The organism is Streptomyces sp. NPDC046985, assembly GCF_040644415.1.
In the GTDB taxonomy this organism is placed as follows: Bacteria; Actinomycetota; Actinomycetes; order Streptomycetales; family Streptomycetaceae; genus Streptomyces.
Genome location: NZ_JBEYWK010000020.1, coordinates 69,820 through 90,307 on the forward strand (window position 1 = coordinate 69,820; position 20,488 = coordinate 90,307).

16 protein-coding genes and 4 pseudogenes are annotated in these 20,488 nt (G+C 70.0%); 9 read left to right on the top strand and 11 right to left on the bottom strand.

Annotation, left to right across the window (positions count from 1 at the left end; all coding sequences use genetic code 11):
- The first annotated feature begins 264 nt into the window (after positions 1–264).
- On the top strand, positions 265–507 hold the full coding sequence (locus ABZ861_RS24520; RefSeq protein WP_361633752.1) for an STAS domain-containing protein: 243 nt from the start codon (positions 265–267) through the stop codon (positions 505–507).
- On the opposite strand, the gene ABZ861_RS24525 is transcribed toward ABZ861_RS24520, so the two are convergent.
- From ABZ861_RS24525 to ABZ861_RS24535, 3 genes are all read right to left on the bottom strand, one after another.
- Complete coding sequence (locus tag ABZ861_RS24525; protein ID WP_361633754.1) at positions 429–1,397, bottom strand: glycoside hydrolase family 64 protein; 969 nt, start codon at positions 1,395–1,397, stop codon at positions 429–431. The two genes, ABZ861_RS24520 and ABZ861_RS24525, sit on opposite strands and share 79 nt — an antisense overlap.
- Positions 1,398–1,722: 325 nt before the next feature.
- Positions 1,723–2,091, bottom strand: coding sequence for an ATP-binding protein (locus ABZ861_RS24530; RefSeq protein WP_361633757.1), 369 nt, complete (start codon positions 2,089–2,091; stop codon positions 1,723–1,725).
- A gap of 78 nt (positions 2,092–2,169) precedes the next feature.
- Positions 2,170–2,553: an STAS domain-containing protein gene (locus tag ABZ861_RS24535; RefSeq protein ID WP_361633760.1), complete on the bottom strand. Its 384-nt coding sequence runs from the start codon at positions 2,551–2,553 to the stop codon at positions 2,170–2,172.
- On the opposite strand from ABZ861_RS24535, the gene ABZ861_RS24540 reads away from it, so the two are divergent.
- Both ABZ861_RS24540 and ABZ861_RS24545 read left to right on the top strand, forming a co-directional pair.
- Positions 2,552–2,794, top strand: a complete 243-nt coding sequence (locus ABZ861_RS24540) for a hypothetical protein (RefSeq protein WP_361633763.1) — start codon at positions 2,552–2,554, stop codon at positions 2,792–2,794. The genes ABZ861_RS24535 and ABZ861_RS24540 overlap by 2 nt on opposite strands.
- Before the next feature lie 108 nt (positions 2,795–2,902).
- Positions 2,903–3,319, top strand: a complete 417-nt coding sequence (locus ABZ861_RS24545; protein WP_361633766.1) for a hypothetical protein — start codon at positions 2,903–2,905, stop codon at positions 3,317–3,319.
- 291 nt (positions 3,320–3,610) lie between these two features.
- Here ABZ861_RS24545 and ABZ861_RS24550 read toward each other — a convergent pair whose 3' ends face one another.
- Entirely contained in the window at positions 3,611–3,784 is a 174-nt protein-coding gene (locus ABZ861_RS24550) for a hypothetical protein (protein ID WP_361633768.1), read from the bottom strand.
- A 365-nt stretch (positions 3,785–4,149) separates the two neighbouring features.
- Here ABZ861_RS24550 and ABZ861_RS24555 point away from each other — a divergent pair.
- A pseudogene (locus tag ABZ861_RS24555) lies at positions 4,150–5,326 on the top strand (IS110 family transposase).
- Between the two features lie 26 nt (positions 5,327–5,352).
- Here ABZ861_RS24555 and ABZ861_RS24560 read toward each other — a convergent pair.
- Positions 5,353–5,760: a hypothetical protein gene (locus ABZ861_RS24560; protein ID WP_361633944.1), complete on the bottom strand. Its 408-nt coding sequence runs from the start codon at positions 5,758–5,760 to the stop codon at positions 5,353–5,355.
- A 513-nt stretch (positions 5,761–6,273) separates the two neighbouring features.
- Here ABZ861_RS24560 and ABZ861_RS24565 point away from each other — a divergent pair.
- Both ABZ861_RS24565 and ABZ861_RS24570 read left to right on the top strand, forming a co-directional pair.
- The gene (locus tag ABZ861_RS24565; protein ID WP_361633770.1) at positions 6,274–6,660 is read left to right on the top strand and encodes an aminotransferase class III-fold pyridoxal phosphate-dependent enzyme; all 387 of its coding nucleotides are present in this window, start codon (positions 6,274–6,276) and stop codon (positions 6,658–6,660) included.
- Between the two features lie 306 nt (positions 6,661–6,966).
- Positions 6,967–8,373 (top strand): hypothetical protein, encoded by a 1,407-nt coding sequence (locus tag ABZ861_RS24570; protein ID WP_361633773.1) that lies wholly within the window; start codon positions 6,967–6,969, stop codon positions 8,371–8,373.
- Between the two features lie 97 nt (positions 8,374–8,470).
- Here ABZ861_RS24570 and ABZ861_RS24575 read toward each other — a convergent pair.
- Positions 8,471–9,281 (bottom strand): annotated as a pseudogene (locus tag ABZ861_RS24575) (sigma factor-like helix-turn-helix DNA-binding protein); the annotation flags it as partial.
- Positions 9,281–9,909, bottom strand: a pseudogene (locus tag ABZ861_RS24580) (IS5 family transposase); the annotation flags it as partial. The pseudogenes ABZ861_RS24580 and ABZ861_RS24575, both read right to left, overlap by 1 nt.
- A 347-nt stretch (positions 9,910–10,256) precedes the next feature.
- On the opposite strand from ABZ861_RS24580, the gene ABZ861_RS24585 reads away from it, so the two are divergent.
- The 3 genes from ABZ861_RS24585 (at position 10,257) to ABZ861_RS24595 (ending at position 14,346) form a co-directional block, all read left to right on the top strand.
- Positions 10,257–10,979 carry a hypothetical protein gene (locus ABZ861_RS24585; RefSeq protein WP_361633775.1) on the top strand — a complete coding sequence of 241 codons (723 nt, stop codon included), beginning with the start codon at positions 10,257–10,259 and terminating at the stop codon, positions 10,977–10,979.
- Positions 10,980–11,209: 230 nt separating this feature from the next.
- The gene (locus ABZ861_RS24590) at positions 11,210–11,437 is read left to right on the top strand and encodes a hypothetical protein (RefSeq protein WP_361633777.1); all 228 of its coding nucleotides are present in this window, start codon (positions 11,210–11,212) and stop codon (positions 11,435–11,437) included.
- Positions 11,438–12,393: 956 nt separating this feature from the next.
- Positions 12,394–14,346, top strand: a complete 1,953-nt coding sequence (locus ABZ861_RS24595; protein WP_361633780.1) for an Ig-like domain repeat protein — start codon at positions 12,394–12,396, stop codon at positions 14,344–14,346.
- A 130-nt stretch (positions 14,347–14,476) separates the two neighbouring features.
- Here the strand turns inward: ABZ861_RS24595 and ABZ861_RS24600 are convergent.
- The 4 genes and pseudogenes from ABZ861_RS24600 to ABZ861_RS24615 form a co-directional block, all read right to left on the bottom strand.
- Positions 14,477–14,957 (bottom strand): annotated as a pseudogene (locus tag ABZ861_RS24600) (IS5 family transposase); the annotation flags it as partial.
- Positions 14,958–15,165: 208 nt separating this feature from the next.
- A complete protein-coding gene (locus tag ABZ861_RS24605; protein WP_361633782.1) occupies positions 15,166–15,447 on the bottom strand; it encodes a hypothetical protein in 282 nt (93 codons plus the stop codon).
- A 53-nt stretch (positions 15,448–15,500) separates the two neighbouring features.
- Positions 15,501–16,415: a serine/threonine-protein kinase gene (locus ABZ861_RS24610; RefSeq protein WP_361633785.1), complete on the bottom strand. Its 915-nt coding sequence runs from the start codon at positions 16,413–16,415 to the stop codon at positions 15,501–15,503.
- 311 nt (positions 16,416–16,726) lie between these two features.
- Positions 16,727–20,458 (bottom strand): CHAT domain-containing protein, encoded by a 3,732-nt coding sequence (locus ABZ861_RS24615; protein WP_361633788.1) that lies wholly within the window; start codon positions 20,456–20,458, stop codon positions 16,727–16,729.
- Between the last annotated feature and the right edge of the window lie 30 nt (positions 20,459–20,488).

The window sequence follows — 20,488 nt, forward strand, 5'->3', positions numbered from 1 at the left end:
GTGCAACCCACCTCGGAGAGTCGCGAACACGCGGGCCGCGGGCCTGAAGCGCCGGGGCCGCTCACGAGCAGGGAGGCAGCGTCGCCGAGTGCGTCGCATAGGACACGGACGCGGCGGGCCGCACCGCCCGATCCGGCGATCCTTCGCAAGGACGTCCAGCCTGATGAACGCCCTGGCACGCGGACCCCGCCCCCCTGCCGCCACCCCGGGGCGCCCGGTTCCCGGCAATTCGACGGAGACGGCTACTCGCTGGTGATCTGTCATATGGACGGCGACTGCGCCGTCCATATCGCCGGCAGCGTCGACTGGCACGACGCCCAGCCGCTCCGCCGGGCGCTCCTCGAAGACCTCGAGATCGCTGACGCGGAGGTCGTGGTCGACCTGCGCCGCCTGGAGTTCGCCGACTCGTCCCTGCTCCAGGCGCCCGGTCAGAAGCCGACCGCGACCTCCAGCCACTGGGGGTTGGCGTGCGAGACGAACGAGGACTGGCCGTTCACGTCGTCGTAGGGGAAGCCGTAGGCACGGTTGTCGATGCCGTTGTCGTGCCAGAACTTCGCGTAGTAGTTCGCGGGCGCGGCCTTGTAGTACCGGCTCGGGTCGGACTGCTGCGCGGGCGGCAGCGTGGCGACGTGCCGGTTGAGCGCCGCGCACGTCGTCGCGTTGTTCGCCAGCGACCCGGCGCACTGGAAGATGTGCTGCGTCGTCTCGTTGACCCCGGCCGACTTGGCGTAGGACGTGAAGTAGCCGGCGTTGGCGCCGCCCGGCTGGAAGCTCGGGGAACTGCCGGGCGCGATGATCCGGTACGGCGCCTGGGACTTGGCCAGCGTCTGGAACGGCTGGGGCACCGCATTGGCGAAGTCCGTGAAGACCTGGTTGCGCGACTCGTCGAACAGCTTCTGCGTGTCGCCCACCTGGACGTCGTAGCCGTCCTTGGCGTGCAGCCGCATCGCGATCGGCAGACCCCAGGCGTCCACCCGGGTCGTGTTGCCGTTGAAGACGCCGCCGCCGACGGTGAACTCGATGAAGTCGGAGTACTGGCCGTTCGGCGAGCCGACGTAGAAGTACATCCGCCCGGAGGAGTTGGCCGGCATGTCCAGGTACTGCTGGTCCGCGAGGGAGTGCGTCTGGCCGTTGAAGCTCCAGTAGACCTTGCTGTCCGGGTACGCCCCGTCGGTGCGGTTGAGGATCTTCACCTCGATCGCGTTGCGCGCGGCCGGAATGGTGCTGGTGTCGCCCCAGAACGCGCTGCCGGTGGGGTTGCCGGCCGCGTGGGCGGACGGCTGGCCGAGCGCGACGACGAAGGCCGCCAGCAGGGCGGTCGTCAGGGCGATGAGGAGGGGGAACCGGGACCGGCGCCCGGCGGGCCGGCGCCCTGACACGAGGGTGGCGCTTGACATGGCGTCTCCTGAACCGTGGGTGTCCTGTGGAGCTGACGGTGTCTGGCTGTGCCTCGCCCACCTCGTCTGAGAGCGCTCTCGCGCGGGGGCTTCTGTTGTGTACCGCCCGCCGTGATCGCCGTCAACGCCTCCGGCGGACAATCCGTCGCGTGGGGCGGGCCGCGGGGACCGCCTCGGCCGCGCGCTGGGCAGTGGGCGGGGGCGGGGGGCAGCGCGCTGTGGCCGCGGGCGGGGCGCTGTGGCCGCGGGCGGTGTCGTGGGCGGGGTTGCTTAGGCCGCGGGCCAGGGGGTCAGCGCACCGGGGGGCAGCGGGTCCGCTAGTGAGTCAGCGGGTCAGTTTCCAGCGGGCGGTGATCGTCTTGCCGGTCTCGGTCACGCGCAGGGCCAGATCGTCGGCGAGGCGGTCGACGATGCCCATGCCCAGGCCGCCGTGCCCGTCCAGGGGAGGCGTGTTGCGGGGCCGCGGCACGTGCGGGCTCTCGTCGCGGACTTCCAGGGTGAGCGTGCCGTCGGCGACCAGGAGAGCGAGGGACCAGATGCCGGTGGCCGTGTGCCGGACGGCGTTGGTCACCAGCTCGCTCAGGACGATCTGGACCGCTTCGAGATCCGCGGCGGGACAGTGTGCGCGCAGGTAGTCCACCGCCAGACGCCGGGCGTCGGCGGGCGCACAGGCATCAGACCGGGCCGTGAACATGAACCCCTCTCGCGCTCGCACATCCAGTCTTCTGCTGCCCGTTTCGTACCGGACCACTCCGGTCGCCGCCCGAGCCGCTCACGCTTGCTCGCAGGGGAGCGGTCCGGGGACCAGGGCGTCGCAGGCGGCGTCCAGATCCGGATGGCACGGAAGGTGCGGGTCGAGGCCGGTGACGATCAGCAGCCGCCGCACGGAGCCGTTGGCGCCGACGAGTGCGAGGGGGCGCCGGTTCTTGGTGCGTATCAGGTGGTTCAGGAGCGAGGAGTCGCAGAAGCCGACCTCCCGCAGATCGAACACGAGCGGCCCGTCGAAGGCGACCAGCGCGACAGTCGTCGCCTCCTCCACCAGGTCGATGAACTCCGGGTCGAAGTCACCGCGCAGGGCGATCACCCACAGCGGCCCTTCCCGCTCGGATCTGACCACCACCGGGGCCCGGTCGGACCCCTCACTGCTCGACGGCATGCGCACCATCGTCTCTGGACGCCCGCCGCGCGAACAAGCGGGGTCGATCAAGACGCGGAATCCGACGGCACGCGGCCGTCGCAGATCCGGGGCGGGGCAGGGGCTGGCGGGGGCGCCGGGCGGGCAGGCGGTCGACATCGCCGGGCGGGTGCCGGCGCTGGCTGCGGTCCGCCTCGTGCCGATGGATTTTCGGAGTGATGAGCAGGCCGCTATCTGGATCTCTTGCACTCAGCAGGCATGATGAGCTGGTTTTTTGTGTGGCTCACAGCATCAGTCACCTGTCGTAGAGTTGCTGAGTGTCACCGGTGCTGGTTCGGCTGGCACCGCGCGAATGGGAGGACCCGCCCGCATGACCACCCCGCCGTCCGACCGCACCCTCATCTACGCGGAAGACCTCAGGCCTGGGGACGTTCACGCCCTGGAGACGTTCCTCAACGTCCAGTTGGGGCAGGTGTACGAAGAGGTCGGCGAGACTGGTGAGACGTCCTTCGCGATGCGGTCTCTGCTCATCCTGGTCTGCGACTCGGCCGGGCTCCTGCTCACCCTGCTCGCAGTGGAGCGGCCAGAGACGTGGCAGCGGGCCGCGATCGTGCGCGAGTGGCAGCGGCTACGCAGTACGGCCCACCAGTTCAACCACTGCGAGGGCTATGACCGTGATCGCTGGTGGAACCAGGTGCGGCACTTCGACGCCTCCGACGAGACCGCCGAACAGGACCGGATCCGCCGGTTCGCCGATGCCGGGCCATACCCCGAGACCGGACATTAGCCGTGTGGAACTTGGACGCCTCGGCGGAGATCTCGGAGCTGGCCGAGGGCCACTACAAGTTCGTTGCGAAGGCGTTCGTTCTCGTCGTGCGGTTTGCGGTTGGCGTCTCGCAGTGCTCTGACCACTGTCTCGTGTGACCTGGTGGTGATTCGCTGCTGTTCGGGCAGAGCGGGTCGCCCCGTGGAGGGCTACTTGTCGGGAAGGCTGCGCAGCCTTACAAGCAATGGCGCCTGGGCAGCGTTGTAGAGAAAGGCCAGGAGACCCCGGCCCGGGCGGCGACGCCGGCGACGGTCACCGTTCCGCCGCCGCGTTCCAGCGGATCGAGGCGCCCAGAAGATGCAGGAAGACCAGCCGCGTCTTCAAGCCGAAGGCGCGCGCCCGCAGCGTGTTCGGCGAGTGCTCCCGGTCGGTGCACAGCGCGAGGTAGTCATCCACTGCCTCGACGACCCGCCCGTCGCCGTCCACGACCGTGTACGTCTCCTGACGCGCTCTAGCCCCTACGACCCGACGCACTTACATCCCGACCTCCCCCCGTTATGTTTTTCGCGGTCCTTGCAATGGGACCGCTGGTCTCCGGGTCCGGTATGACTGTGTCCCCTCTGTCGAACGGATGACCTGGGGGGGTGGTGTCGCCGGGTCCGTGGGGTGCTGTCGGAGACGCTGATGAGAGACCCGGCCACCGCCTGGTCCGGCGCAATGCCGGGCAGTTCGCGGGCGGCAGGTCTGCATGACGTGGATGCGCGAGTACGGTGCCACCGCCATGGCCGGCACGTTCAAAGACCTGGAAAGGGTGCGATGGTCGACATCGAAGCGCAGGCGTCTTCCTCGGGATGGACGTCGGCAAGAGCGCCCATCACGGTCACGGGCTCACGCCGGCCGGGAAGAAGGTCTTCGACAAGGCGATGCCCGACAGCGAGCCGAGGCTGCGGGCCGTCTTCGACAAGCTCAAGGCCAAGTTCGGCGCCGTGCAGGTGATCGTGGACCAGCCCGCCTCGATCGGGGCTCTGCCGCTGACCGTCGCCCGCGACACCGGCTGCCAGGTCGCCTACCTGCCCGGGCTGGCGATGCGGCGGATCGCCGATCTGTATCCGGGCGAGGCGAAGACCGACGCGAAGGACGCCGCGGTGATCGCGGACGCCGCCCGGACGATGCCCCACACTCTGCGTTCGCTGGAGCTGACCGACGAGATCACCGCCGAGCTCACGGTGCTGACCGGCTTCGACCAGGACCTCGCCGCCGAGGCGACCCGCACCGGCAACCGCCTACGCGGCCTGCTCACCCAGCTCCACCCCTCGCTGGAACGCGTGCTCGGGCCCCGGCTCGACCACCCAGCCGTCACCTGGCTCCTCGAGCGCTGTGGATCCCCGGCCGCACCGCGGAAAGCAGGCCGCCGCAGACTCGTCGAACTGATCCGCCCGAAAGCACCGCGCATGGCCGCACGGCTGATCGACGAGGTCTTCGAAGCCCTGGACGAGCAGACCGTCGTGGTGCCGGGAACCGGCGCCCCCGAACATCGTGATCCCGTCCCTGGCCGCCTCGCTCGCCGCGGTCCACGACCAGCGCCGGGCACTGGAAACCCAGACCGGCACCCTGCTGGAGGCCCACCCTCTTCACCAGGTCCTGACCTCGATGCCCGGAGTCGGAGTCAGGACCGCCGCAGTCCTCCTGGCCGTCTTCGGCGACGGCGCCGGCTTTCCCAGCGCCGTCCACCTCGCCTACTACGCCGGCCTCGCGCCCACCACGAAATCGTCGGGGCCCTCGATCCACGGCGGACACGCACCCCGAGGCGGAACCCGGCAGCTCAAACGCGCCATGTTCCTCTCCGCCTTCGCCTGCATGAACGCCGATGCCGCCTCCCGCACCTACTACGACAGACAACGCGCCCGCGGAAAGACCCACACCCAAGCCCTCCTCCGCCTCGCCCGCCAACGCATCAGCGTCCTGTTCGCCATGCTCCGCGACGGCACCTTCTACGAACCCCGCGTCCCCCAGGCGACGGCTGCATGAACCAGCCCACAGGGGGCTGACGCAGATCAACACCTTGGGTTGTCTGCCCGTGCCGAGATATCTGCGGCCCCCCGACGGACAGCTTCTTCCGGGTCCCGGGCGAGCTTCCCGCAGGCCGCTGCGACGTCCGGCACACCGCCCGGTCCCACGAGCACATCATGCACCCCGGTCTGCAGCCAATCGGCCTGGTTGTCGTCAGCCTCGGCAACCGCGAGAGCGATAAGCCTTATGGCGGCCACCGTCCCCACCCGGGTCAAAGCCTCTGCCGTTTGCCGGGTCACCGCCGTGTCCTCGACGTCCAGTAGCAGCCCCACCAACGCTTCCGCAGCCTCCGAAACATCAACGAAGGAAGCAAGGTCACGCCCGGCACGAACACGCCGGGTCCACGAAGGAGACGACGCCTCAGCCAAGGCCGCCTCCAACCCACTCGTCATCTCTGGCACCACCAGAACGTCTCACGCCCCACAGAGAAGATCGAACCCCGGCAGAGGCTGCCCAGACGCTTGACGAAAAACATAGAGGCACCCCCCGCAGACTCGTCTCCGCCACCGTGCGCGCCGAAGCATGCTCCAGCAGCCAGCGCGAGTCCAACGCGCCAAGGTCATCACCCAGCGCATCCACGAGGAACTTCTCACCAGCCGGGCCGAGGAGCTTGTCGCCCTCCGCGTCGGCCCGCTTGTCTCCGAGAACCACGTGTCCGCTAGGGGTTCGAGTTCACAACAATCCAGCGAAGGATGGCCGTATGACGACGATCAACGAGCAGTCGCGGACGTGGCAGGGCGACGGCGGCCCCGCTGAGTGGACGCGTGCATGGACCGCACTCGCGAGCTGATCAACTCCCGGGCCAACCGCTTCAGCGACAACGACAGCGACGCCTCACAGGAGAACGGGATCTCCAGCGTCGACGGCGCCCCAAACTCGCCCGCTACGCCACCGGCCGCACCCGGGTGGCCAAGTGCGCCGACCATCCGCTCTTCTCCACCGGCGACTGGTTCATCGGCACCACCGCCGCCCGCGGCGGCGCCCATCCCGAGCCCGCCACCCGCACCCTCGACTTCCCCTGCAACGACACCGCGGCCATCGAGCGGCTCTTCGCCGAACACGGTCAGAACCTCGCGGCGTTCATCCTGGAGCCGGTCCGCTTCACCCCGCCCGACCGGGCGTTCTTCGCCCGGCTGCGCCAACTGTGCACCCAGCACGGCACCGTGCTGGTCTTCGACGAGACCGTCACCGGCCTGAAGTACCACCTGGGCGGAGCCCGCACCCTCACCGGCGTGCACCCGGACCTGACCTGTTGCTTGAGGCGCGGCATGAGGGTGGGGCCCGGCCCATGACGGCTGGGCCCCACCCTCATGCCCGCCCTGCGCCGGGTGCGCGAGCGGTGACGGTTCCGGCCGTCGGGAGGAGATGCCGCATATCGGACAAGCGTGGGGGTAGCCGATCCCCGTCACCGGCCCCCGAGGCACGAGCAGTGGGAACCTGCCCTCCAGACTGGGGGCCGGTGCGTGCTCCGCGGCCGAGGCTCCGCGGTCGCCGCCCTAGGTCCGCCGTGCAACCGTTCCTCGATGACGGTTGTCTGACGTCGTATGGGCCGACGCTGGCGGGATACGGGGACCTGGCCGTGGCGGCGCCTGGTCGCGGTGGGTGTCGCGGCCGTCGTGCTGGCGGCGGTGTCATTCGGGGCGAGCGGCGACCGTCACGGGCACCAGGGGAGCCCTGCGGGCGCCGTTCGCACGAGTCCGGCGCACGGAAGCCCGGCCGGGGCCGGGCCGCACGGCTCGGCGGGCCCGCCCCGGCTCGCTCTCCTGTCCGCGCCGAACGTCTACTACCTGCCAGGTCACATCACCTACGAGCGGCCGCTGTCCACCCCCGAGTGGAGGGTCGACGTGGCGTCGTCCGCATCTCCCGAAGGTCCGGCGATCCGCCCCGAGCTGACGTTCGATCTGTCCGGTCTGGCCGGTCTCGTGCGGCTCGGCGAGGTGAACAAGCAGTGGGGATGCGTCCGCACGGACCTCGTGGTGCGGTGCAGGCCGTTCGCCGGCACGCGGTGGCTGTTCAGCCCGTTCTTTCCGCTGGCCGGATCCCGCGCGTTCCGGGGTCCCGCCGGTACGGTCACCACCACCGTGAGCGCCCCGGGCATGCCCGCCGTCCGGCACGTCACCCGCGTGGTCGTCGGCACCCCGATCCTGACGGCACGTGAGGACTACCCGGAACTCACCGGTGTGCGCCCCGGCGGTCCGATGGAGATCACCCCGGCCTTCGGCAACAGCGGGGACGTCGGCGTCGAAGCCGGCGTCAGCGTGGTCCTGAGCGCCGAGAGCGCCGCTTTCGCCCTGCGGTACCGCAACTGCCGCTACGCCACCGTCGCCCACCAGTCCACGGCGCAGTGCGACTTCCCTGGCCCGCTGCCCGCTGGAGCGGCCTTCGAGACGGACGCTCCCCTGCTTGCCGGCGCATGCGCCGACGCGCAGAACGGGGCCCTGCGCTACAGCGTGTACCGCCTCACCGACGTGCCCCCGCTGGCCGCCGTCCCCGCGTCCGCCCCGCGCGGCGCCGGCGGCACGCTGCGGCTGCGGCCGGTCGACGGCCGCGCGTTCAAGGCCCGGGGCGACGCGCTGCGCGTCGACGTCGCCTCCAGCGGGGGCGTGCCCTTCACGACGACGCACGTCCACGACGTGAAGGCCGTCGGCATCACCGTCACGGGCAGGGTCGGCCGGGTCGTCTTCGTCCCCGTCCCGTATCCGAAAGGCGAGGACTGGGTCGCCGGCGGCAACACCGCGCTGCGCGTGGTCCTTCCGCCCGGCCTCACCCTGGTCGAGCACGGCCCCGGCTGGCAGGAGGGCGACGTCCGCTACTGCTCCGCGAGTCCGTCGGGGGACGGCTCCGTCCTGTGCCCGGGACCGACGGAGATCGGCACGGAGCTGGGGGTGCGCATCGACCGGCGGGTGAACGGCGCCCGCGGCAGCATCACTGTGACCTCGGACCCCGCCACCGACCCGAACCAGACCGACAACACCGCACCGGTGACGGTCCACTACCTGCCCTGACCCGCCAAGAAGCCGCCTCGCATCAGGGACGGCAGTGCGCGGCGAGAGGCCGGCGCCGGCTCGCATCTCAGCGGCGGCGGCCTCAGCGCTGTCCCGGTCACGACGCCTGCGGTGCGGGGCGCGCCACGCGGCCGGCCCGTGCCTCCAGGTGGCGGCGCTCGGCGAGGCTGGCGGTGGACTTCGCGGCGCGCCGGTAGTGCTCGTACGCCCCCGCCGCGTCGCCGGTCTTCTCCAGCAGATGCGCCTGGACGGACAGCAGCCTGTGGTGCCCGGCCATGCGGTCGTCGCCGTCCAGCGCGGACAGCAGGGTGAGCCCGGCGTGAGGGCCGTCGGTCTCAGCGAGCGCGATCGCCCGGTTGAGGGTGACCATCGCCTCGTGTGCGAGGTCGGCGCGGTGCAGGCGGCTGCCCGAGGAGGCGGTGTAACCCTCGTTGAAGATCAGGTAGAGCACGTGCAGGACGACCCGCAGCCGCTTCGCGAGTTCCGCGCCGTCCGGCAGGGTAAAGGTGCTGGCGGCGGCCTTGACGCGCTGTTTGGCCCGGCTGATCCTGGCCGCCACCGTGGCCTCCGGCACCAGGAACGCGCGGGCGATCTCGGCGGTGGTCAGGCCGCCGACCGCGCGGAGCGTCAGGGCGGTCTGGGAGGCCGCAGTCAGCGTCGGATGGCAGCACAGGAACAGTAGGACGAGCGTGTCGTCGGTGTCCGGCACGTCGGCGGGCGCGGCCTGTGCGGCGGGGCCCGCCTCCCGTGCGCGGCGGGCGCAGTCGATGCGGATCTGGTCGATGAGCCGGCGGGAGGCGACCGTCGCCAGCCAGCCGCGCGGGTGGTGCGGGATGCCCTCGGCCGGCCGGGACGGCAGCGGCGAGGACGGCTCCCTGCACGGCGTCCTCGCAGTCCTCGAACAGTCCGGCGGGCGTCCGCCGCGGCTGCCGCGCCGGAGCCGGTTGCGGACCTGGTCGGCCCGCTCGGGGATGATGTGGCTGATGCCGCGGCGTCGCAGCCAGGTCCGTATCGCGCGGGAGCTGTAGCCCTTGTCGCCCAGCACATGGGTGGGCTGTACCCGGGGACGTCCCGGGCCCGTGCGGGGCACCAGGATCGCCTCCGTCACCGTGATGAACTGGGTGCAGTCGTTGGCGTGACCGCCCGTGAGGACGAGAGCGAGCGGACGCCCGAAGGCATCACGGACCAGGTGGATCTTGGTGGTCAGACCGCCTCGGGAACGTCCGAGTGCAGGGCTGCGGACCCCCCTTTTCGGGCTCCGGCGGCATGCTGGTGGGCGCGCACGACGGTGGAGTCGACCGACACCAGCCAGTCGATCTTCCCGGCGGCGTCCGCCCGGGCCTGTGCGGCCCGGAGCATCCGGTCGAACGTGCCGTCCAGGTCTCACCGGCGAAAGCGGGTGTACAGCGTGTGCCACGAGCCGTACCGCTCCGGCACATCCCGCCAGGCCGTGCCGGTCCGGAACTTCCACACGATCCCATTGAGCACGGTGCGGTCGTCCAGCCGCTTCCGCCCACGCAACGACACCGGCAGCAGCGGACGGACAAGGCCGTGCTGTCGTGGTGCGGACAGGCGTCGTCCCTCCCAGCCTCCCCACGGGAGGGACGACGCCTGTCCGCGTCCGTCGGGCCGGGCAGGCCAGGTGGTGACGGCGTTGACTGCTTCACCCGATCGAAGCGTCAGCCGCCGCGCCTCCTTGCTCCTCGGCCGTGTAACGGATGTCATCAGCGCGGGCAGCGTGAACGCCCGGCCGCGCGATGGAAGAAGCCCCCGCAGCTCCTTCGCCGAGGACCGGCCAGAAGCATCACCCACGCACGACACCGTCAGCACCATCTCAACAATGCGCTCACCGCCGGGGGCCGGTCCGGCGCGGAAAAGCAGCCATGCCTCCTCAGGCCACCCTGGCCCTCACCGAAGACCGCCGCCGCTGTACCGGCGAATCTCACCAAGCCCTCAGCGCACTCCTCGAAGACGACGGCCAGCCGCTTCCCGTCCCCTCAGCCCGCCGCCCGGAACAGGCGATGCTGGAGGCCGCGGTCTTCCTCGCCTGCTGCACGATCGGCGGTGTCTGCGAGCACCCTCTGGGCATCGTCCAGGTCCGGCCAGATGAGGACCAGCTTGTCCTCCGGCTCGCCGCTGAGCCATATGTGACCCACCGCTGGGCGGAGTTCCTCCTCCCCCGGCTGAACGACTACGACGAATTCTCGAGTCCCCAAGACTGGGTTATCGGCGTGCCTGGCCTCCGCTACCGCAGAGGGAGGGGCGGCATCTGCCTGTACCGCCCAGGCATGCCGGCCAGCATCCTGCTCACCGGCTTCAATCCCCACTGGTGGGATCGCGTCGTCAACCGCCTCGTCCCCGACTACGACCTGCTGCAGCCCAAGTCGGACTGGACACCCGCGGAACGCGCCGCCTACGCGGCGGCCGTCGCCTCGCCCTGCGATCCACCCTCGATCTACTCGCCCCTTCTCCGCCGCATCCGGGCGACCGCCGGGCCAGGCCCGATCAACAGCACCGATGCCTGGCACGCTGTAGGCGGCGATGTACGGCTGGAGACCACCGACGGGCCGCCCTGCCCCCTCCACGACCGCTACTGCACCCCGTAGCCGCCCTACCGCCGCAGGAGGCCGATGCAGCACGAAAGCCACCCGGGTGATCCGGGTGGTTTTCGCAAGTCTGAACCCTGGAGGCATGGCCTGCCCCCTGCCCCAGTCCCTCTTCCGCTGTCCTGCTGCATGAGCGAGAGCACGTCTGGCCCTCGCGCTGCGAGGGCGCCGGGTGCCGGAATTTCGGGCCTCAGGACGCGGTAGCCGCTGCGGAGCGGTAGACAGGAAGGGTGACGGACGGCGAGCCGGACGCAGTCGGCGAGGACGAGGCTCAGCCCGAGCTGTGTGACCAGTGCGGGGCCGTGATCGACCACGGCTCCGAGTTGTATGCCGTCGTGCGGGACTCCTCCGTGATCCACGCCCACGAATCGAGACTCGATGGCCGCCGAATGATCGTCGGCTGCTCTCGCGAGCATCTGTGGACGTGCAAGGCCAGTACCGGCAGCGACCTTCATTGACGCTGAGCTATGGGCGGGCGAGATCCGTCGCGCGATGGACGAGCACCCTGCCGGCATGAGCGAGGATTAGCTGGTTGAGGCGACCGGGCTCACTCCGGCCCAGATCGAGCTCGGTGTGCTGTGGCAGAACCTGGGCGCCCTGCACTGGCACCAGCGATTCGGCCAGGGAGGCAACCCGGACGCCGCTGATGAGTGACTGATCATCGGAGTGTCGACGATGAGAACGATGCCGGTCGCACCATACGGGGGCAGAGTCATTGCTTCGCCCAGCCCCGGTGGCCGTCGAGCGGTCGGCCGGGTCAGGGGCCGGTTCAGGGGCCGGTTCAGGGCGCCAGGAGTCCCTGCCGGGCCCGTCGGAGCCTCGACGGCGGCAGGCCGCCAAGGCGCGGGCGGCGCAGGCGCTGCCTGACGCCGTCGACGCGCAGGATGAAGGTCTCCGGTCCCGGCCGGCCCCCTCGACGCGGACAGCACCGTCACCGTCTCGATCCGCTCCCATAGCCGCACCGTTCCCTCGCTCCGATGTTCGCGGCGAACGCCGACCTGGCCCCCGGCCAAGTGGGTTAGCCACGGCCGCGTCGACGAACGGATTCTGCGCGGCGAGGTCGCGATGGCGGGCGGCGGTCTGTACGAGCCGCGCCGGAGGGGGCAGCCGCTTCCCCCCGACCCCGTCCCCAGATCGCCGCCGCTCGTGAGCGGCAGTCCGCCCACGAGCGGTGCCGCGAGGCACGCGCGCCTAGCCGCAGGCCACACCCGTGTCTCGCCCACCGCCTTCTCCACCTGGGCACCGAGCATCTGCCCTACGCCGACGGCTCGCGGTGGAGGCCGGGTTGGCGCGCTGCGCGGAGTCAGGGGCGCCGCTCCGCATGTCCGACCCCTGCCCTACCCTTCACTCACCGGTCACAGGACCGACACGGGCCGCGCACAGCGGCTGCAGGACCTTGGGGGTTTCAATCACCGTGCGCATCCGCACACTTCCGGCTGCCGTCGCGACGGCAGCTCTGTTCGGTTCCGTCGCGCTGACGGCCGCCCAGCCGGCGGCAGCCGACACCAGCGTGCCGATCAACGTCGGCACCGTGAACGACACCGTCGTCGACGGCGCCCACCAGCGCCTCTACATCAGCGGCGACAACACGATCTCCGTCGTCGGCTACAACGGCGAGGCGCTGAGCAAGATCACTGGCCTGCCTCAGGTATCCGATCTCCAACTGAGCCCGGACGGCGGCACCCTGTACGCCGCGGTCACCGGCGCGGACAAGATCCTCGCCTACGACACCGCGACGCTGACCAAGACCGCCGAGTACCCGACCGGCCAGGGGACGCAGCCGCGCTGGATCGCACTCACCGAGGGCCGGCTGTGGTTCGGCTACGGCGACCAGTGGAACTCCGGGCTCGGCCGGGTCGACCTCAGCACGACCCCGGCCGCGGTGACCCTCGACCTCGCCGGCGACCACGACTTCGGCACCACGCCGAGGCTGTTCGCCGACCCGGCGAACCCGACAACCCTGGTCGCCTTGGACCCCGGCATCAGCAGCGGTCCGATCATCGTCTACGACATCTCCTCCGGCACCCCGGTCATCCGCGTAGCCGCGGACGAGGGCGGCTTCTACCACGACGGTGCGCTCGCCCCGGACGCACAGTCGATCGTCGTGGCCGGCAGCAGCGCGGTCGACGAATTCCGGCTCTCCGACCTCAAGAAGGTACACACCTACCCTGTCAACGACGAGCCGGAGACCGTCAGCGTCGCACCGGACGGCACGGTCGCCGCGACCACGCTCGACACCGCGAACACGGGCGACACCTACGTCTTCCCCGGCGGGGCCGACGCCCCGGCCAGCGTCCGCAACCTCTCCGGTTCATGGATGCCGTGGGGCGGGCACTCGACGGCCTGGTCGTCGGACGGCGCGAAGCTGTTCGTGCTGACCGAGACCTACGGCTCCCAGCAGTTGCAGACCGTGACGGAGCCGCGCAAGTACGTCACCAAACTCACGGTCGACGCTCCGGCCACCGGCACGCGCGGCAAGACACTGACCGTCAAAGGCACTCTGACGTCGGGTCAGAAGCTGCCCGCCGGAACGCGGCTGAACGTCGTGCGCACCGACCTGCTGTCCCCGTCGGGCACCTCGCTCGGCGCCAAGACGCTGGGCGCGAACGGCGCATGGTCCTTCACCGACGCGCCTCCGGCCGGCAGCTCGGTGCGCTACACCGTGACCTACGCCGGCGATGCCGCGCACACCGCGGTGTCCGCCTCCGACAGCGTCACCGTGTCCCGCACCATGCCCGACCTGACGCTCACCAACGACAAGAAGTCGTACGACTACGGCAAGAACGTCGTCTTCACCGCCCACCTCGGCACCACCTACAGCAACCGCACGGTGGAGATCTGGGCCGACCCCTACGGCGGCGACCGACCGAACAAGCTCCTGAAGACCGGCAAGACCGACTCGCACGGCAACCTCTCGGCCACCGTCAACCTGTCCCGCGACACCGCTGTGACCGCCGTCTTCAAGGGCGACGCCCGCTACGCCGGCCGGACCGTCAAGTCCACCGCTTATGCACGCGTGCAGACCGTCAGCTCACTCTCCAAGTACTACCGCACCGGCACGATCGGATCGACCCGCTACCGCTACTACCACAAGAACACCGACGCCGTCCTGACCACCACGATGACCTACTACTGGGGCCGCAAGGAGCGCCTGGACCTGCAGGTCTACTCCGGCGGCCAGTGGTACACCACGGACTCCGAGTACTTCTCCCTCGGCGCCGGCGGCAGGTGCGTCGTCAACCTCGGCCACCCCGGAACCTCCGGCGTCCGGGCCCGCGTGCGCACGTCGTACATCGACCCCTCCTCGGGCGACTACGTGAACGCCACGACCTACGGCGCCTGGAACTACTTCTACTTCACCAGCTGACCCGAGCCGCACACAGGATCGCGGGCGGTGGCGTGGAGGACACGCCACCGCCCCGCAGCCCTGCCGGGGAGCGGCCGAGCCTCAGACCGGAGAAGCGCCCACAGTGGCCGCCAGTGACCCGCAGGGCCTGGCTGTCGTGGGTGTCGGCCGCGGAGAGCCCGACGCGTAGGGGCAGTCCGTCCGCGTCGGACAGGACATGCATCCTGGAACCGGGCCTGCCCCGGTCCACGGGGCTCGGACCTGTGAGTTCGCCCCCTTTTTTTAGCGCGGACGTGCGCGGAGTCCAGGACCGCCCGGGACAGATCGATCAAGTCCCGCTCGTCCAGGAGCTGGAGAACCTTCTGATGCAGCCGCCCCCAGACCCCGGCTCTCGACCAGATGACGAACCGGCGGTGAACGGTCGCCTTCGACGCCCCGAAGCACGGCGGCAACGCCCGCCAAGCACAACCGCTGACCAGCACATAGACGATCGCGGCGAAAACCGCCTCATCATCGATGTTCGCGACCCCGCCACCTTGCGGGCGCACCCGAGCCGACGGCAGCAACGGCCTCGCCGTCTGACACAGGCCGGCCCGCGAGGCGGGCACGACGTACCGCTGTCGACGGTGCAGGTGCAGGTGCTGCTCTGGGAACTGCCGTGTTTTTGCTGCACCTCCGCGCCAAGTGCGTAGGTGAGCCCGCATAAGGAGATGGCGGGGCTCTCCGGAGCGACTGCGCGTCCGGAGAGCCCCGCCGTTTCACCTATCAGGCTGTGTCTGCTTACTCGTCCTTCCGACGCCGCTTGTTCTTGCGAGCAAATCGTTCCTCAAGGCGTATGCCTCAAGCACGCTCCGGACGTACTCTTCCGCCGTTGCTGTATGCGACGGAGGAGCGTTTGTCGTCCATGCGCGGAAAAAGGAGTCCACGTGCTCTTGTCAGTTGTCGCAGATGGGGCGTCACGTCAGCGACGACTACATGGGCAGAGTCCTCCGCCCATGTGATCAGCAGCGGGCGTGCTGATCCGTCGAAGGCGTCCACGATGTCGTCCGCAAAGGCCGGCTCGACGTCGTGTGCGAGGCCTTCCGCGGTGGAGTAGACGTACACCCACTGGTCATCGTCCACGATGATTAGCGGACTGCGCGGGGCGTCCGTGCTGCTGACCGAGTGAGGCGCTTCTACCCCTTGCCCTGCCAAGGTCGGTGATTGCCGATTCCACCGGGACCGCGCCGGTGGTAGTGGATGAACTTCCAGCGAGACATCGCCTTGATTCTATGGCTGTGGAGGCCGAACTTGCGGCTCGCCTTCCATACGAAGTCGGTTCCGCGTCCGAAGCCTCGGCTGAACTTCATGCCGATGCGCCAGGCCTTCATCCGGTGTCCGATGAGCCTGCCGGCCCCGCTGTAAAAGGGACCAGAGGCAGCCCCCAGCCGGCGGACGATCCTGGGGCGTCGACGACGACCAGGCCGACGGTTCTCAGGGGCGGTCAAGCGCATGGGGATGGCCGCGCCGCCGGTGGCTCCGCTCAAGGAGAGCCAGACCTCCGGGGTGATACCCGCCCCGCGGCTGGGCGGCGGGGTGTCACCGAAGTAGCGGTCGTTGATCTCTTCGATGAGGTCGTAGACCTCATCGGCGCTGTCCGGTCGGTGGGCGGGATCCTTGGCCAAGAGCCGGCTGACCAACTGTTCCAGCTCCACAGGAGCATCCGGGCGCAGGGTCCGCGGAAGGGCTGGCGGTTCCTTGAGGTGCTGGTTGGTCAGGTGCCAGGACGTACCGATGAAGGGTCGGCGGCCGGTGATCGCCTCGAAGAGCACACATCCGAGCGAGTACAGGTCGGATCGGTGATCGAAAGTGCCGGACAGCGCTTCGGGCGCCATGTAGGCCGGGGTGCCGATCAGGGCGTCGGTGGCAGTGATGTCGTGCCCGGCGTCGCTTCCCTTGGTGATGCCGGAGTCGACGACTGTCGCTTCACCGTTGTTCCGGACCATGATGTGGGAGGGCTTGATGTCCCGGTGGGTGAGGCCCGCCTCATGCGCGGCGTCCAGGGCGTCGGCGGCGCAAGCCCCCGTGTACAGGGCAGTCGGCAACGGCATCTGGCCGGCTTCCAGAACAGCGCTGAGGGACTTGCCTGGGAGCAGCTCATCACCAGGTAGGCGTACGGCCGTCCGTGGCACGTCGCGGCGCCGAAGTCGTGCACGGTGACGATCCGGGGATGGGACAAGCCATCGGTGACCGCGGCCTCCCGGGCGAACCGGGCCACCTGCCGGTCGTAGTCCGCGCTGCCGTCCCCGGTGAGGACCTTGCTCGTAGACGACGTGGTCGCGCATGACTGACGACCGATAACGACTCGGAGTTGCTCGCGGAGGGAACGGGCCGTTCACGAGTGGTCCGACCGAGCGCGGGTTCACGCGCCCACGTGCACGTACGAGGCCCACCGGCCGGGGGCGTGGGGCATCTGCGCACGCAAAGTGCGGACCGAGTGGTGGAGGGCCTCAGCAGCCAGCGTTGGGTCCGGGCCGGCGGGGCGGGCTATGCGAGTGTAGAAGTCCTCGGCCGCCTGTATCGCCACGGCGTCCTCGACGCTCCACAAGGTGGCGACCACCTGCCGGTAGCCGGTGAACTGAAGGGCGTGGGCGAGTGTGATCGCCTCATCAGGGAGGCGGGTTCCTCCCATGGCCGTCTCGCAGGCGGACAGGTAGACGAGTTCTCCAGGCTCCCCGGGCCGGGCGGTAGCAAGCTCGGCTACCGTCAGCGGGCCGTCGTGCAGATGAAGTCCGGCACGGGAGGGAGCCATGAGGTCCTGGCTGCCGTGGCAGGCGATGTGTGCCCAGGCGTGCTCGGCGAGCGCGGCGCGAACGGCGTCACGGGTGGCGTTCGGTCCGTCAAGCAGTGTGTGGAACTGGCCGGGGAAGAGCCGTGTCACAGCTTCGGCTTCGCGGCGTACGCCATGAAGGACGGGCAGCCTGGGCGCTTCGGCGACGGCGACGGCAAGCAGTCCGTCTCCACCCGCGCTGCGGCCCCGGCGTCGGCCGCCGGCCCGGGTGGGCGCGTGCGCCAGGCTGCGCAGCGTCGGGGTGTAGGAGCTGACGACGCGGTCCAGGACGCTATCCCCGCGACGGGGCCGATCCGAGCCTGGATCCGCGGGGCGACCTGCCGCATGGAGGGGCAGCAGAGTGAGCGGACCGGTGGGGCACCACCACAGCCGCGTCCAGGGACCGCCCGAGGATACTGAGGAGGTGAGGTGCAGCGCCTCTAGCACCGGGGCGGCGACCGCTTCCCACAGCCACTCCAGTATGTCCAGGAGAGTTTGCTCACGGACCATGCGTGCGGCCGTGCCGACGGCGCCCACAGCGCGGTCGGCCTCGTCGAGCGCGGTGAGGAACCGGATCACGCGCGTGTGCGTGTCGCGGGCTGTCAGGCCGGGCAGCGGCACCACGCGCACCGCGTCGCCCGTCACGATCAGGGCATCGCAGCGCAGAGCGCTCACGTTGACCAGGACCACCGGTCCGGGCAGCGCCGACTGCAGTTCGCGCAAACGAGGCCGACGCAGGAAGTTCTCGAAGCCGGGCAGGCTGCGCACTTCTTCGATCAGTTCATCCCACTCGTGGGCCGGTGCCATGCGGCGGTCTGCGGCGTCGTGACGCTCCAGCCAGACGGGGCGCACCGCGACGGCCGGTAGGGGCGTGCCGGCCTCGGAGGCGCCGGTGAGGGGAACCGCGGCCGGCAGGGCGGCAGCTCCCGCGCCGTCCGGTGCGTCCAGCACGGAGCGGACCTGGTCCAGGCGGGCTGCCAGCGCAGGCACCGCGGCGCGCAGGGCGTCGAGTTCGGTGGTCTGCTCGAGCAACTGCGACCACAGTACGGACCTTCCGCGTTCGAGGAGTTCGACTGCCTGCTCCGGCCGACCTGCAGAGAGCGCGGCCGCGGCGGCGTCCTGGGCTAGTCCGGCGCAGTCGGCAAGCAGCCGTTCGCGTTGTGCGCGGTCCAGGCCACGCCAGGCGAGCAATGGCAGAAGGTCCACGGCCGTGGCCATGCCTTCCATGACCTGCGCCCAGTCTTCCAGCCGTATCGCCAGCTCGCCCCACGAGGTGGCCGCCGCGATCCGGTCGGCCGCCGCGGCGCTTGGCAGCTTCGCTGCCCGTTGCCACACGGCGATGGCCTCGGCCGCGCTGCCTCGATCACCGGTGCGCTGGTGACGCGCGCTCAACAGCGCGGCGAACGCCAACAAGTGACGACCAAACACAGAGCTGCCGACCGGGCTGGCGTGCACCGCCTCCCGCAGGAGAGCCTCTGCCTCCCGTGCGTCGCGGGCGATGCCCGCCTGGTGGTACCGCCAGCTCAGCGCCGTGCCCAGATTGGCCAAGCACATCGTCCGATCGGTTGCGGCCGCCGACGTGTCCAGGGCCGCACGGTGGGCTGCGATGGCGTCCTCCAGATCGGCTAGATCGACTGCTTCACCCTGGAGCGGCTCCCCGGTGCGCCGGCTCGATCCGCTGTCGTCGCCGTGCTCCAGTCGCCAGACCCAGCGAGTAACGAGGGTATTGCCCAGGTTTTGCTGGCACGTTGGATGCAGCGGATGATGGCGCGGGGTGGCGTGTACAGCCCTCCGACCGAGCTGCACGGCTGCGTCTAGGTCGGCGGGGTCCCCGCGCTTAGCGAACCGCTCCTGATGGGCGACGCCCAGGCTGTTCAGGTACATGCCCTGATGGGGATCGCCTGGAGTGATGGCCATCACGGCCTCGGCTGCGGCGGTGACCGCCGTGTCGAGGTCGACAGGGTCGGCGACGAGCCAGTTGCGCAGCAAAGCCAGAGTGCTCAACTGCACCAGAAGCAGGGCGTGTCCTATGTCCTCGGAAGTCCCGGCGCGCAAACCTTGACGGACAGCGGCGATCGCCTCGTTCAGGTCCGCAGCGTCGCCCTCGCGCTCGAACCGCAGTCGCAGAGCACGGGCGTGGTTGTTGAGAATCAGCAGACGCGACGGATGTCGGGCGGAACAGCGCCGGAGCGCCTTCCAGCCTGCGTCGACCGCCTCATTCAAGTCCTCCGCATCGCCTGTCATCTGATAGCGGATTTGCAGCGCACTAGCCATCTGATCTAGGCAGCCCGGGTGATCAGCGCCGCGTGGGGGCGAGACACTGAGGGCCCCTCGGACAGCGGCGACGGATTCATCGAGATCACCGATGTCACCGGAGCGTTCGTGCCGGTGGCGTAGCGCAATGGCCAGGTTGAGCAGCACGGGCACAGCACCGGGAGCACCGTGCACCGGCGGTTCCGGACCGTCGGCGCCGTCCGAATCGACGATCTCAGCGGGTGAGGGCAAGCCCATGATGGCGAGTGCCGCTCGCCCTGCTGCGATGGACTCGTCAAGAGTGTGCGGATCGCCCTGGCAGTCGTACTGCAGGACCAGCGCACCGATCAGCGTGCTCAGGCATGCCGCGCGCAGAAATCCGTCCGCGGCGGCCTCCGCTCCGTTGCGCGCGTGAACGACGGCCTTGTCCAGGTCGGCCCGGTTCCCCTGGCGTTCGTACCGATTGCGCAGCGCAAGGGCCAGGTTGTTGCAGGCCATCGCGTACGGCCTACGCTCCATGCCTACCGCTCCGACAGCGTCACGACCGGTCCGGACCGATTCGTCAAGGTCGACCAGAGCCCCGGTGAGCAGATGCCGCTCAAGGAGAAGGCCGCACAGATCCGCCAGGATCGCAGCGCATTCCGGCCTTGTGGCGTCAGGGTGTCGTGCGGCGGCCCGAGCCGCGTCGATCGCACCATCTAGTTCGCGTGCGTCACCAGTGAGCCGGAGGCGGCCCCGCCGTACCTCGGCCGCGTGCGCGAGTAACCGCGCGACCGAGGGCAAACGGGGATCGGCGTCCGCCCGTTCACGCAGCCGTACCGCCAGTCCTGCTTCGTCCAGCGCGTGGTCGAGATCGACCTGCGCCGCGCCGCCCTCCAATTCGGCACGGAGCAGGAACAGGGCAGAAGCAAGGTAGGCGGCGACCGCCTGCTGTCCCGGACACCCCGCCGCTAAGTCTTCACGAAACGCATTCACCAGCACCAGCGCCCGCTCCACCGCGGGAAGCTCCCGTCGTAGCCTGGCCTGCTCGTAGGCGGCCAACGCCTCGACGGCGAGGTCATCGGACAGCATCTGCTCCGCGCCTCCCGAAGATCTCCTGCG